Raw genomic sequence first — 14,007 nt, 5'->3', positions numbered from 1 at the left:
AGGAGTTCTCATGAATCTCGAGAAGGTCGTCTTCGGCTTCTTCATCCTGCTGGCGCTGACCCTGAACTTCGGGTTCGTCTACGGGACGATCGACAACCCGGACCACCACGCCGCCTGGGAGCTGTTCGCCGCCATCGTGGTCAACCTGATCGCCACGGTGCTCAAGTTCGGCGAACGCACGCAGATCGGCGCCATCCTCCTGGCGGCAAGCCTGGTCGCCGACCTGCAGCTGATTGCCGCCGCCGTGCTCTGGGGTGTGGCGGTCTACGGCACCGGCGTGGGCCTGACCGACATGACCATGGCCAGCATCGTCTCCCTAGCCAGCGGTGCGCTGGTGGCCAACGTGGTCTCGGTGACCCTGCTGATCATCGAGACGGTGAAGATCCACCGCTAGGCGCAGGACCGATCCATGGGCAACGCCGCCTTCTACATGGTGCTGCGCCGCATGCGCGGCCCGCTGCTGATGCTCATCGGCAGCTATGCGCTGGGCATCCTGGTGCTCATGGCCATCCCCGGCGAGCACCCGGACGGCGAGCCGTGGCGGATGAACTTCATCGACGCCCTCTACTTCCTGACCTACACGGCGCCGACCATCGGCTTCGGCGAGTATCCGCACGAGTTCAACTACGCGCAGCGCTTCGGGTACATGCTGGCCATCTACCCGCCGGTGATCGCCTGGTTCTACGCCATCGTGACCATCGTCGGGCTGATCCAGGATCCGATCTTCCGCCGCACGGTGGAGGCCGGGCGCTTCCGGCGCCGGGTGCGGCGTCTCGCCGACCCGTTCTGGATCATCTGCGGCTACGGCGACACCGGCTCGCTGCTGGTCCGCTCGCTCACCGAGCGGGGCTGGGAGGCCACCGTGCTCGATGTCGACCCCGACCGCATCGCCGATCTGGAGACCCGCGACCTGCGGCTTTTCGTGCCCGGCTGGCAGGCCGACGCCAACGTCACCGAGAACCTGCGCGCCGCCGGGCTCGATCACCCACAGTGCGCCGGCGTGCTGGCGGTGACCAACGACGACCACACCAACCTGCAGATCGCCATCACGGTGCGGCTCCTGCACCCGGAGCAGCGCGTCATCTGCCGCGCCGAGAACCGCGCCACGGCGGACAACATGGCCTCGTTCGGCACCGACTACGTCGTCGACCCGTTCTCCTCGTTCGCCGACCGCCTGGCGCTGGCGATCACCAAGCCGGAGATGCACCGGGTCTATGAGTGGCTCTCGGGGATGCCCAACACGCCCCTCTTTGAGCCGCCCCGCCCCCCCTCGGGCCGGTGGCTGATCTGTGGCTACGGGCGCTTCGGCAAGGCGGTCTGCCGGCGGCTCGACAAGGTCAACGTGCCCTACACCGTTATCGAGCGGACCCCGGAGCAGACCGGCGCCCCGGAGGGCACCATCTACGGCAAGGGGACCGAGGCGGTGACCCTGCGTGAGGCCGGCGTCGAGCAGGCCGAGGCGGTGCTCGCCGGCACCGACGACGATGCCGACAACCTCTCCATCGTCATGACCGCGCGGGACATCAAGCCGGACCTCTACCTCGCCGCCCGCGAGAACCAGATGGCCCATCGGCCGCTGTTCAAGGCGGCGCAGCTGCAAATGCCGGTGGAACCGAGCTACCTGATCGCCACGCGCATGCTGAGCCTGATCACGGCACCGCTGCTGCCGGAATTCCTGCGCATCGCACGCGGGTTCGACCGCAGCTGGCACGCCGCGGTGGCCCGACGCATCCGCGAGGTCAGTGGTGGCCGGGTTCCGGAGATCTGGACCCTGGAGGTGAGCGAGCGCCGCAGCCCGGCGATCCTTGAACTCCGTCACGAGGGCGCCGAGGTGGCCATCGGCGACATCCTGGCTGACCCCCAGCAGAGCGGCCAGGGCATGAACACCGTGGCGCTGCTGTTGGTCCGCCCGGAGGCCGTGGTCCCCCTGCCCGATCTGCAGGTGCCGCTGGAACCGGGGGACCGGCTGCTGTGCTGCGGGACCACCGAGGCGCGCGCGCAGCTGCGCTGGACCCTGTTCCACCGCAACACGCTGCGCTATCTGACCACCGGCGAGCAGCGCCCCGACGGCTCCATCTGGCGCTGGCTGGGGGAGCGCCGGTGAGCGAGGAGGCAACCCCCACCGCACCGGCCGAGCGCAACGGCTACGCCGGGCTGCGGGTCTATCTGCACCCGCGGGTCATCGCCATGGCCTTCCTCGGCTTCTCGGCGGGGCTGCCGCTGCTACTGGTCGGCGGCACGTTCACCGCGTGGCTCCAGGACATGGGCGTCGAGCTGGCCGCCATCGGCTTTCTCAGCTGGGTGGGGATCGCCCACAGCATCAAGGTGGTCTGGGCGCCCTTCGTCGATCGCCTCACCCTGCCGGTGCTCGGCCCCTGGATGGGGAGGCGCCGCTCCTGGATGCTGCTCGCGCAGCTGATCGTGGCCAGCTCACTGCTCGGTATGGCACTGACCGACCCCACCGAGTACCTGGGCCTGGTGGCCGTGTTCGCCGTCGCCGCCGCCTTCGGCTCGGCCACCCAGGACGTGGCCATCGACGCCTACCGCGTCGAGGCCGCCGCCCGCCATCGGCAGGCGGCCATGGCGGCCACCTATGTCTTCGGCTACCGCATCGCCCTGCTCGCCGCCGGGGCCGGAGCGTTGCACCTGGCCGCCTGGGGCAACTGGACCCTGGCGTACAGCGGCATGGCGCTGCTCATGGGCGTGGGCCTGACCACAACGCTGCTCATCCGCGAGCCGCAGGTGGCCGTCAGCCGCGACACGCGGCAATTGGAGCAGCGGGTCGTCGACTACCTGGAGCGGACCCCGCACCGGGGCCTGCGCCGGCGGATTACGGCCTGGCTGATCGGCGCCGTGCTCTGCCCCTTCGCCGATTTCTTCAAGCGCTTCGGCCTCCCGGTGGCCATCATCATCCTGCTGTTCGTCGCCACCTTCCGCGTCAGCGACATCGTCATGGGCGTGATGGCCAACCCGTTCTACCTGGACCTGGGCTTTACCAAGGACCAGATCGCCAACATCGCGGCGGCCTTCGGCCTCGCCATGACCCTTTTCGGCGCCGCCCTCGGCGGCGTCATGGTCAGCCGCGTGGGCATCGCGCCGATGCTCATCGCCACCGCCATCCTGGCGCCACTGACCAACCTCACCTTCTCGTGGCTGGCGACACTGGGTCCGGAGATCCACGGCCTGATCGCGGCCATCGTGGCCGACAACGTCACTGGCGGTATGGCGATCGCGGTCTTCCTCGCCTACCTGGCGAGCCTGACCAACACCGCCTATACGGCCACACAGTACGCGCTGTTCAGCTCGCTGATGACGTTGCCGGGTCAGTTCCTCGGCGGTTTCACCGGGGTCGTCGCCGAGCAGGTGGGCTGGGTCCACTTCTTCATGATCTCTGCCGCCGCCGGGCTCCCGGCGATTGCCCTGGCCCTGGTCCTGCTGCGCTACGCCCACCCGGACCGCATCCACCGACCGGGGCGCGACGGCGTAGAGACACCCTTGCAATAGCGCTAACATATCCCCGGCCGCGCGCGCCGGGCGTGCGGTGCATCCACCCCTGCAAACAGACGAGTCGTGACCCCATGGCCCAACAGAGCAAGCATTGCAACGTGCTGATCCTCGGCTCCGGCCCGGCCGGCTACACCGCGGCCATCTACGCCGCGCGGGCCAATCTCGATCCGGTCCTGGTCACCGGCATGGAGATGGGCGGCCAGCTGACCACCACCACGGAGGTCGACAACTGGCCCGGCGAGCCGGAAGGCATTCAGGGTCCGGAACTCATGGACCGCATGCGCCGCCAGGCCGAGCGCTTCAACACCGAGATCATCTTCGACCACATCCACACCGCAAGCGTGGCCGGGCAGCCGATCACCCTGGAGGGCGACCAGCATCGCTACACCTGCGACGCGCTGATCATCGCCACCGGGGCGAGCGCCAAGTACCTCGGCCTGGCGTCCGAGAAGCAATTCATGGGCAAGGGCGTGTCGGCGTGCGCCACCTGCGACGGCTTCTTCTACCGCAATCAGCCGGTTGCGGTGGTCGGCGGCGGCAACACCGCCGTCCAGGAGGCGCTGTACCTGGCGAACATCTGCTCCCACGTCACCCTGGTGCACCGACGCAACAACCTGCGCGCCGAGAAGATCCTCCAGCGCCAGCTCATGGAGAGGGTCGAGCAGGGGCGCGTCGATATCTGCTGGAACCGGGCCCTGGAGGAGGTCGTCGGTGACGACAGCGGCGTGAACGGCGTGCGCCTGCGCCATACGGAAAGCGGCGAGATCGCTGAACGCGAGGTCTCGGGCGTCTTCATCGCCATCGGCCACTCCCCCAATACCGGGCTGTTCGAGGGTCAGCTGGCCATGTCCGGCGGCTACATCCGGGTCAACAGCGGCCTGGACGGCAACGCCACGGCGACGAGCGTCCCGGGTGTGTTCGCCGCCGGCGACGTCTGCGACCACGTCTATCGCCAAGCGGTCACCTCGGCCGGCACCGGCTGCATGGCCGCGCTGGACGTGGAGCGTTACCTGGAGCGGCTCGCCCATTCTTGATTGGCCCCGGGGGCTGATTGAGAATAGAGCCCGTTTGTCACAGGCGCCGGGACCGCGGCCAAAAGCCGGACCGGCCACGCGCCGCCGAAAGGAAATCCAGCGGGAGGAGCCATGAGCCAACAAATCCAGTACCCCGAGGGCGGCCAGAAGATCACCGTCGGGTCCGACGGCCGACTTCAGGTCCCGGACAACCCGATCATCGGTTACGTCGAGGGCGACGGCATCGGGCCCGATATCAACCGCGCCTGCATGCGCATCTGGGACGCCGCGGTCGAGAAGGCCTACGGCGGGCGGCGCAAGATCCACTGGGCCGAGCTGTACATGGGCGAGAAAGCCGCCGCCCTGTACTACGGCAACTACTTCCCCGATGAGACCAAGGCCGCCCTGAAGGACGTACTCATCTCCATCAAGGGGCCCCTGACCACGCCGGTGGGCGGCGGCTTCCGGTCGCTGAACGTCTCCCTGCGCCAGGAGCTCGATCTGTACGCCTGCGTCCGCCCGGTGCGCCACTACGCCGGTGTCCCCTCGCCGCTGCAGCGCCCCGAGGACATCGACGTGGTGATCTTCCGCGAGAACACCGAGGACGTCTACGCGGGGATCGAGTACCAGGCCGGCAGCGCCGACAACGAGAAGGTCGCCCGCTTCCTGCGCGAGGAGATGGGCGAGACGTTCTTCGACGGCGCCGGTCTCGGCGTCAAGCCGATCAGCCCGTTCGGGACCAAGCGCCTGGTGCGCAAGGCGATCGAGTACGCCATCGAGCATAACCGCGAGAGCGTCACCCTGGTGCACAAGGGCAACATCATGAAGTACACCGAGGGGGCTTTCCGCACCTGGGGCTACGAGGTCGCCCGCGAGGAGTTCCCGGACCAGACCATCACCGAGGAGGAGCTCTACGCCACCTACGGCGGCAAGCGCCCCGAGGGCAAGATCGTCATCAAGGACCGCATCGCGGACATCATGTTCCAGCTCATGCTGCTGCGGCCCAACGAGTTCGACGTCCTCGCCACCATGAACCTCAACGGCGACTACCTCTCGGACGCCATCGCCGCCGAGGTCGGTGGCGTGGGCATCGCGCCGGGCGCCAACATGTCCGACAACGTGGCGGTATTCGAGGCCACCCACGGCACCGCGCCGAAGTACGCCAACCAGGACAAGGTCAATCCCGGCTCGCTGCTGTTCTCGGGCGTCATGCTGCTCGAGCACATCGGCTGGAGCGAGGCAGCCGACCTGATCCGCGCCGCCTACGAGAAGGTGGTCGGCGCCGGGATCGTCACCTACGACTTCGCCCGCTCGCTGCAGGGCGCCACCGAGGTGAAGACCAGCCAGTTCGCCGACGCGCTGATCGATCAGATGCACGGCACCATCGACATCGACCGCATCCAGCGCGAGCGCGAGGAGGCGATCGAGGCCGAGCGCCAGGCCCGTGAGCAGCGCCGGGTGGTCGCGCCACTCGAGGAGATGGTCGCCTCGGGCCGGGTGCCGCACACGGTGGCCGACCTCATGAACCCGAACCTGGTCACCATGTCCGGCGATACCAGCGTCGAGGACGCCATGCACCTGATGCGCGAGCGGCGGATCTCCTCGGTGGTGGTCCAGCCCGCGCCGGACGAGGCCGACGGCATGGGCATCATGACCCAGCGCGACGTCATCAGCCGGGTGGTCTCGGCCACCAAGCAACCGAGCCAGGTACGCATCTCTGAGGTGGCTACGCGGCCGCTGATCACCGTACCCGAGGACACCTCGCTGCTCGACTGCGCCGAGCGCATGGGCGCGGAGAACATCCGGCGCATGGTGGTCATCGACACCCAGGGCCGGCCGATCGGGATCATCTCCGATACCGACATCTTCGCCAGCGTCGAGCAGTTCGGGCTGCCCGAGTAGGCCGAGTGACCACGCAACCACCCCAAGCAGGCGGGGCGCAACGGCATGGAAGAGCATCAGGATAGCGACAGCGCCCTGCGCGAAGACATCCGGGACCTCGGCGAGTTGCTCGGTGCCACCCTGCGCGAGCAGGGCGGCGCCGAGCTCTACGAGACCGTCGAGCGCGTCCGGGTGCTGGCCAAGACGGCCCGCGCCGGGGACGACGAAGCTGCGCAGGAGCTCGAACGGACCCTGTCGGGACTGCCGCCCGAACAGGTCACCCCGGTGGCCCGGGCCTTCTCGCAGTTCCTGAACCTGGCCAACATCGCCGAGCAGCATCACCGGGTGCGGCGCAGCCGCGAGTGGGCCCGTACCCCCGAGGCCCGACCGCTGTTCGGCTCCCTGGCCGAGACCGTCCCCCGACTGGCCGCCGACATGGAGCCCGAGCAGCTCCACGAGGCCATCTGCAGCATGGACATCAACCTGGTGTTCACCGCGCACCCGACCGAGGTGCAGCGGCGGACCATGCTGCAGAAGTACAACCGCATCGCCGGGCTGCTGGACAACCGCGACCGCTTCGGCCAGACGCCCACGGAGGTGGCCGAGACGCGGCTGGCGCTCAAGCGCGAGATCACCGCAGCCTGGCACAGCGACGAGATCCGCCGCCGCCGCCCCACCCCGCAGGACGAGGCCCGCTGGGGTCTAGCGGTGGTCGAGCAGACACTCTGGGACGCCGTGCCGCGCTACCTGCGCAGCCTTGATCACACCCTGCGCGAGCACACCGGCCGCCCGCTGCCCCTGGACTGCGCGCCGATCACCTTCGGCTCGTGGATGGGCGGCGACCGCGACGGCAACCCCAACGTCACCCACCGGGTCACCCGGGACGTGGCCATCCTCTCGCGCTGGATGGCCGCCTACCTCTACGAGCGGGACATCCAGCGGCTGGTCTCCACCCTGTCGCTGCAGGTCTGCGACGATGAGCTGCGCGAGGAGGTCGGCGGCGAGGCGTGGGAGCCGTACCGGGTGGTGCTCAAGCGGCTCCGGGCGCGGCTGCGCCAGACCATGCGCTGGGCCGAGGCCAAGCTCCAGGGCGGTCGCCCCCCGGAGAGCGACATCCTCTCCGACGTCGAGGACCTGCGTCAGCCGCTGCTGCGCTGCTACTACTCGCTGCAGCGCGTCGGCGCCGGGGTGGTCGCCGAGGGCGAGCTGCTCGATACCATCCGCCGGGTGAGCTGTTTCGGGCTCACCCTGATGCCCATGGACATCCGCCAGCACGCGGAGCGCCACACCGCGGTGCTCGACGCCATCACCCGCGCCGTGGGGCTGGGCAGCTACGCCGAGTGGGACGAGCCAACCCGCCAGCAGTGGCTCTTCCAGGAACTCTCCCACCGCCGCCCGCTGATCCCGCTGGACTTCAAGCCGGAGCGCGAGGTCCAGGAGGTGCTCGACACCATCCGCATGCTCGAGGAGATCGGCCCCGACGCGGTGGGGGCGTACATCGTCTCCCACGCCGCGAAGCCCTCCGACATCCTCGCCGTGGAGCTGCTGCAGAAGGAGTGCGGTCTCACCCACCCCACCCGGGTGGTGCCGCTGTTCGAGACCCGCGACACGCTGGCCGAGGCGGCCGACACCATGGAGGTGCTCTTCGAGAGCGACTGGTACCGCCAGCGCATCGCCGGCCGCCAGGAGATCATGATCGGCTACTCCGACTCCACCAAGGACGCCGGTCACCTGACTTCCACGTGGACGCTCTACCAGGCCCAGGAGCAGCTGGTCGCCCTATCCCGCCGGCAGCGTATCGATCTGACCCTGTTCCACGGGCGCGGCGGCAGCATTGGCCGTGGCGGCGGCCCGACCCACGCCGCCATCCTGGCCCAGCCGCCGGGCTCCGTGGACGGGACGCTGCGCGTCACCGAGCAGGGCGAGGTGATGCAGGCCAAGTTTGGACTGCCCGGGATCGCCCTGCGCAACCTGGAGCTCTACACCACCTCGGTGCTCGAGGCGACGGTCCGCCCGCCGGAACCACCGCCGCAGCGCTGGCGCGAGATCCTAGACCGGCTCAGCGCCCGGGCCATGGCGGCCTATCGCGACACGGTCAAGGAGCGCCCGGAGTTCATGGACTATTTCCGGGCGGCCACCCCCATCGACGAGATCTCGCGGCTGACCATCGGCAGCCGCCCGGCCAAGCGCTCGCCGGATCAGATGACCGTGGACAGCCTGCGCGCCATCCCCTGGGTCTTCGCCTGGACCCAGACCCGGCTGATGCTCCCGGCCTGGCTGGGTGTTGGCGAGGCGCTCGAAGAGGCCATCGAAGAGGGGCTAACCGAAGAACTACAGGAGATGTTCGCCCACTGGCCCTTCTTCGAGGCCTTCCTCGACATGGTCGAGATGGTCGTGGCCAAGGCCGAACCCGGCGTCAACCGACTCTACGAGCACGCCCTGGTCCCCGAGGAGCTGCGCGGGGTGGGCGACGAGCTGCGCGAGCGCTTCGCCCGCACCCGCGACGCCGTGCTGACCGTCACCGGGCACGAGCAGCCGCTGTCGGACTTCCCGGTGGTCAAACGCGCTGTGGAGGTCCGCAACCCCTACGTCGACCCGCTCAACCTGTTGCAGGTCGAGCTGCTGCGTCGTTCCCGGATGTGCGAGGACGACTCCCTGCGCCGCGGCCTGCAGGTGGTCATCAACGGGATCGCGGCGGGCATGCGCAACACGGGATAGACCGCCATGTACGATTACCAGGAAGAGTTCATCCGCTTCGCCCTCGACCGCGGGGTGCTGCGCTTCGGGCGCTTCACGCTGAAATCCGGCCGCGAGAGCCCGTACTTCTTCAATACCGGGCTGTTCAACAGCGGCGAGGCACTGAGCAGGCTCGGCCGCTGCTACGTGGAGGCCCTGGCGCGGGCACAGGTCGACTTCGACCTGGTCTTCGGCCCCGCCTACAAGGGCATCCCGCTGGCCACGGCGCTCAGCATGGCGTTGGCGGAGACGCGCAGCCGCGACGTCCCCTACGCCTTCGACCGCAAGGAGGCCAAGGACCACGGCGAGGGGGGACGGCTGGTGGGTGCACCGGTGGATGGTCGGCGCGCCGTGATCGTCGACGACGTGATCTCATCGGGCGGATCCATCCGCGAGGCCGCCGAGCTGATCACCGCCGAGGGCGGCCGCGTGGCCGCGGTGGCCATCGCGCTCGACCGCAAGGAGCGCGGCGCCAATGAGGTCTCCGCCGTCCACGAGGTCGAACAGGCCCTGGGCGCCCCGGTGGTCCCGATCATCACCCTGGATCACCTGGAAACCTACCTGGCCGAGCACGGCGGCAAGGGCGAGACCCTGGACGCCATCCGCCAGTATCGGAGCCGCTACGGCGCGGCGTAGCCGCGCCGCCGGCTGGCGCCGCTCGGCCCGGCTGGATACGATAGGTGGAGTACCTGAACCCCCCATCACCTTCAAGGAACGCCATGGACGTGCGGCCCCACCATGCGCCCGCGCCGCTGCTGCGGACGCTGACCCTGCTGGTCACCGGCCTGGCCCTGGTCACCGGCTGCGGCGATCCGGGTACCGAGCAGCCCCCCGAGGAGCGGCCGCGCCCGGTCCAGACCCTGGTCCTGGAGGATCCCGACCGCCTTGCCGAACGGCGCTTCACCGGCCGCGTCGAGGCGCAGCACCGGGCCTGGGTGTCGTTCCGCGTAGGTGGCGAGCTGGATACCATCCACGCCGATGTGGGTGACCGCGTGGCCGCCGGCGAGCGCCTTGCCGAGCTGGACGACTCCGACCACGCCCGCGAGGTCGAGGAGCTGGAGGCACAGCTCGAGGCGGCCCGCGCCCGGCAGGCCTACGCGGCCACCGAGTACCTGCGCGCCGCACAGCTGGTCGAGGAGGAGGCCATCACCCAGTCCGAGTACGACCAGGCCGCCCGCCAGCGTGACGAGGCCCGCGCCGAAGCCGCCTCGCTGCAGGCCGGCCTGGCCCTCGCCCGCGACCGGCTCGCCTACACCCGGCTGAGGGCCCCGTTCGAAGGGGCGGTCGCCGAGCGCCGCTTTGACGCCTACGAGGCCGTGCCGCCCCAGGAGCCGGTCTACCTCCTTGAGGACCTCTCGCAGCTGGAGGTCGAGGTCGGCATCCCCGAGGAGTTCATGGTCTACCGGGAGCACCTGCAGCAGGTGCAGGTGCACGTCCCGGCCCTCGACGCGGTCTTCCCGGGGCGGATCCGCACCGTCGGGGTCGACGTGCTCCCCGAGCGCCAGACCTACCCGGTTCAGGTCACCCTGGCCGACCCCGACGACCGGGTGCTGCCCGGGATGACCGCCGAGGCGGTCTTCCGCGCTGACCTCGGCCCCGGCGAGGGGTTCCGCGTCCCACTGACCGCCGTCCACAAGCACGACGGCGAGCCCCACGTCTGGCTGCGCGGCGAGGACCACCGGGTCCGGCGCCAGGCCGTGGAGCTGCTCGCCCTGGATCGGGGCAGCGCTCTGGTCGGTGACGGCTTGGAGACCGGCGACGAGGTGGTGACCGCCGGCGTCCACCACCTGGCCGAGGGTCAGCCCACCCGGCGGATGGATGCGGAGGCGCCGTGAGCATCGGCGGCTGGAGCCTGGCGCATGCCCGGCTGATCGTCTTCGCCACGGTGCTGCTCGGGCTCTCCGGCATCTGGGCCTACGGCCAACTGGGGCAGCTCGAGGACCCCGACTTCACCATCCACACCGCCCTGGTCCAGGCCGAATACCCCGGCGCGCGGGCGCAGCGGGTGGAGGCGGAGGTCACCGAGGTCCTCGAGCGTCACATCCAGCAGCTCGAGGAACTCGAAGAGATCGAGTCGATCAGCCGCGACGGCGAGGTGGTCATCTATGTCGACGTGGATGAGCGCTACTCCGGGGCACGGCTGCGCCAGATCTGGGACGAGCTGAACAAGAAGGTCCAGCGGGCTTCCCGCGAGCTGCCGGACGAGGTGCGCGGACCGGTGGTCGACGACGACTACGGCGACGTCTTCGGCCTGCTCTATGCGGTCACCGGCGAGGGCTACGGCCTGCGCGAGATCGACGACTATGCCGATGAGTTGCGCCGCGAGCTGTTGCGCGTCCCCGGCGTGGCCCGGGCAGAGCTCTTCGGCCGCCAGGGCGAGCGAATCTTCATCGAGATCAGCCGCGAGCGCCTGTCGGCTCTCAACCTACACCCCGGGCAGATCGCCGAGACCCTGCAACGGCAGAACGTGGTCGCGCCGGCGGGCGCCATCGATCTCGACGACGATCGGGTTGGGCTGTTCGTCTCGGGGGCCTTCGACAGCGTCGAGGATGTGCGGTCGCTATCCATCCGTAACCCGGAGACCGACGAGCGCATCTACCTGCGCGACATCGCCGATGTCCGCCGCGGTTTCGCCGATCCTCCCGAGCGCGTGTTCCGCCATGACGGCGAACCGGGCGTAGCGCTGGGGGTCTCGCCGGCTCCAGGGACCAACGTGGTCGAGCTCGGCGAACGCATCGAACAGCGCCTGGCCGAGCTTGAGCACGACCGCCCGGTGGGCATGGCGCTGCACACCGTCAACGACCAGGCTGAGACGGTCCGCGAGGCGATCACCGAGTTCGTCACCAACCTGGCCACTGCCGTGGCCATCGTCCTGGCCGTCCTGCTGATCGCCTTGGGCTGGCGCACCGGAGTGATCGTCGGCGCCGGCGTACCACTGACCATCCTCGGCACCTTCCTGGTGATGTGGATCACCGGCATCGACCTGCACCGCGTCTCGCTGGGGGCGCTGATCGTGGTCCTGGGCATGCTGGTCGACAACGCCATCGTGGTCGCCGAGCTGACCATGACCCGCATCCAGCGCGGCGTCGAGCGCGCCCGGGCGGCGCGACAGGCGGTCAGCGAGACCGCCGTGCCGCTGCTGATCGGCACGGCCATCGCCGCACTGGCCTTCTCGCCGATCAGCTTCACGCCGACGGCAGTGGGCGAGTTCACCAGCTCGCTGTTCTGGGTGGTGGCCTTCGCCCTGGGCCTGAGCTGGATCCTGGCGGTGACCTTCACCACGCTGCTGGCTTACCGCTTCCTGCCCGCACCGGCCGAGGGCGAGGCAGGGGATCCCCACGACACCGTCTGGCACCGCACCTACCGGCGGGCTCTGGGCACGATGCTGCACTACCGCACCAGCAGCCTGATCGTCGTCCTGCTGGTAGTTGGCATCGCGGTGGCCGCATTCACCCTGGTGCCGCGGATCTTCTTTCCCGCCGCCGACCGGGACCAGTTCCTCATCGACCACTGGCGCAGCGAGGGCACGCGCATCGAGGCGGTGGCGGCCGACACCGAGCGCATCGAGGCCTTCCTGCGCGAGCACGACGACGTCGCTCGGGTGACCACCTTCATCGGCGAGGGGGCTCCGCGCTTCTACCTGCCGATGATCCCGGAGCTGCCCAACCCGGCCTACGCCCAGCTGCTGGTGGGCACCGAACCGGGCAGCGACCTGGATGCGGTGATCGACGATGTGCGCGACTGGCTCGAGGGCCGCTTCGCCGACGCACAGCCGCGGGTGCGGCCGATGATGCTGGGCGATCCGGTGCGCTACCCGGTGGAGCTGCGCGTGGCCGGTCCGCGTGATCACGCGGAGCTGCGCCGGGTAGCCGAGGAGCTGCGCGACTGGCTGGCGGCCCAGCCGGAAACCGAAGGCACCCGGCACAACTGGCGCCAGAAGGCGGTGTCGCTGGATGTCGAGGTCGACCAGGAACGGGCCCGCGCCGCCGGGCTCTCCTCGGCCGAGGTAGCCGAGACCCTGGAGATGGCCTACGACGACGGCCCCATCGGTGTGCTCATCGACGGGGACCGCCACCTGCCGATCCACTGGTATTTGCCCGAGGCCGAACGCGGTGACCTGTCGCGGCTCGATACCCTGGAGATCTGGCCGCGGGACGCCGAGCAGCCGGTCCCGCTGCGCCAGGTGGCGAACCTGGAGCCGGCCTGGGAAGAGCGCAGCATCTGGCGCCAGGACCGGGTGCCGACGGTCACCGTCCAGACGGACCTGGCCGAGGGGGCCACCGCCGAAGGGCTAGTGGCCCGCCTCGACCCGGAACTCGCCGAGCTGGACCTGCCCCCTGGCCTGGAGCTCTCCTGGGGCGGCGAGGCCGAGGCCTCTTGGGAGGCACGGGCCGATGTGCTGGCCTTTGTTCCGCTGGTGCTGGCGGTCATGGCCCTGCTGCTGGTCGCGCAGTTCAACAGCCTACGCGATGCCGCCGCGGTGGCCCTGACCGTGCCGCTGGGGCTGATCGGGGTGGTCGCCGGTCTGCTCGCCTTCCGCCAGCCATTCGGCTTCATCGCCCTGCTCGGCGCCATGAGCCTGGCCGGCATGCTCATCCGCAACGCCATTGTCCTGGTCGAGCAGATACGCCTGCACCGCGATGATGGCATGGCCGTGCAGCCGGCTATCATGGAGGCCGGTGTCGGGCGCATGCGCCCGGTGCTGCTCACCGCAGCCACCACCATTCTGGGGATGATCCCACTGGCTCTCTCCGGGCCTTTCTGGGCGCCCATGGCCATCGCGGTGATGTCCGGCCTGGCCTTCGGCACGATCCTCATCCTCGGGGTCGTGCCCGTGCTCTACGCCCTTTTCCACCGCGCCGAGCATTAG

At 69.6% G+C, this 14,007-nt stretch carries 9 protein-coding genes and 1 pseudogene; all 10 read left to right on the top strand.

Features of this window, described 5'->3' with window-relative positions; translation table 11 throughout:
- Window positions 1-10: 10 nt before the first annotated feature.
- The 10 genes and pseudogenes from LRA98_RS08090 (at window position 11) to LRA98_RS08045 (ending at window position 14,007) form a co-directional block, all read left to right on the top strand.
- The gene (locus tag LRA98_RS08090) at window positions 11-394 is read left to right on the top strand and encodes a DUF6394 family protein (RefSeq protein WP_201173209.1); all 384 of its coding nucleotides are present in this window, start codon (window positions 11-13) and stop codon (window positions 392-394) included.
- 15 nt (window positions 395-409) lie between these two features.
- Entirely contained in the window at window positions 410-2,104 is a 1,695-nt protein-coding gene (locus LRA98_RS08085) for a potassium channel family protein (RefSeq protein WP_238633270.1), read from the top strand.
- On the top strand, window positions 2,101-3,504 hold the full coding sequence (locus tag LRA98_RS08080; RefSeq protein WP_370641513.1) for an AmpG family muropeptide MFS transporter: 1,404 nt from the start codon (window positions 2,101-2,103) through the stop codon (window positions 3,502-3,504). Before LRA98_RS08085 ends, LRA98_RS08080 begins: the two co-directional genes overlap by 4 nt.
- A 74-nt stretch (window positions 3,505-3,578) precedes the next feature.
- The gene (gene trxB, locus LRA98_RS08075; RefSeq protein ID WP_201241817.1) at window positions 3,579-4,541 is read left to right on the top strand and encodes a thioredoxin-disulfide reductase; all 963 of its coding nucleotides are present in this window, start codon (window positions 3,579-3,581) and stop codon (window positions 4,539-4,541) included.
- Between the two features lie 111 nt (window positions 4,542-4,652).
- Window positions 4,653-5,894 (top strand): annotated as a pseudogene (gene icd / locus LRA98_RS08070) (isocitrate dehydrogenase (NADP(+))); the annotation flags it as partial.
- The gene (locus tag LRA98_RS08065) at window positions 5,892-6,422 is read left to right on the top strand and encodes a CBS domain-containing protein (RefSeq protein ID WP_338018469.1); all 531 of its coding nucleotides are present in this window, start codon (window positions 5,892-5,894) and stop codon (window positions 6,420-6,422) included. The pseudogene icd and the gene LRA98_RS08065, both read left to right, overlap by 3 nt.
- Before the next feature lie 45 nt (window positions 6,423-6,467).
- Window positions 6,468-9,119, top strand: a complete 2,652-nt coding sequence (ppc, locus tag LRA98_RS08060; protein WP_238633271.1) for a phosphoenolpyruvate carboxylase — start codon at window positions 6,468-6,470, stop codon at window positions 9,117-9,119.
- A 6-nt stretch (window positions 9,120-9,125) separates the two neighbouring features.
- Window positions 9,126-9,773, top strand: a complete 648-nt coding sequence (gene pyrE, locus LRA98_RS08055; RefSeq protein ID WP_238633272.1) for an orotate phosphoribosyltransferase — start codon at window positions 9,126-9,128, stop codon at window positions 9,771-9,773.
- Window positions 9,774-9,856: 83 nt separating this feature from the next.
- Complete coding sequence (locus LRA98_RS08050; protein ID WP_238633273.1) at window positions 9,857-10,972, top strand: efflux RND transporter periplasmic adaptor subunit; 1,116 nt, start codon at window positions 9,857-9,859, stop codon at window positions 10,970-10,972.
- On the top strand, window positions 10,969-14,007 hold the full coding sequence (locus tag LRA98_RS08045; protein ID WP_238633274.1) for an efflux RND transporter permease subunit: 3,039 nt from the start codon (window positions 10,969-10,971) through the stop codon (window positions 14,005-14,007). The genes LRA98_RS08050 and LRA98_RS08045 overlap by 4 nt, the downstream gene beginning before the upstream one ends.

The organism is Halorhodospira sp. M38, from assembly GCF_022227985.1.
Classification (GTDB): Bacteria; Pseudomonadota; Gammaproteobacteria; order Nitrococcales; family Halorhodospiraceae; genus Halorhodospira; species Halorhodospira halophila_A.
The sequence above is the reverse complement of the archived record's forward strand: the minus strand, read 5'-3'. Positions and strand labels throughout refer to the sequence as shown.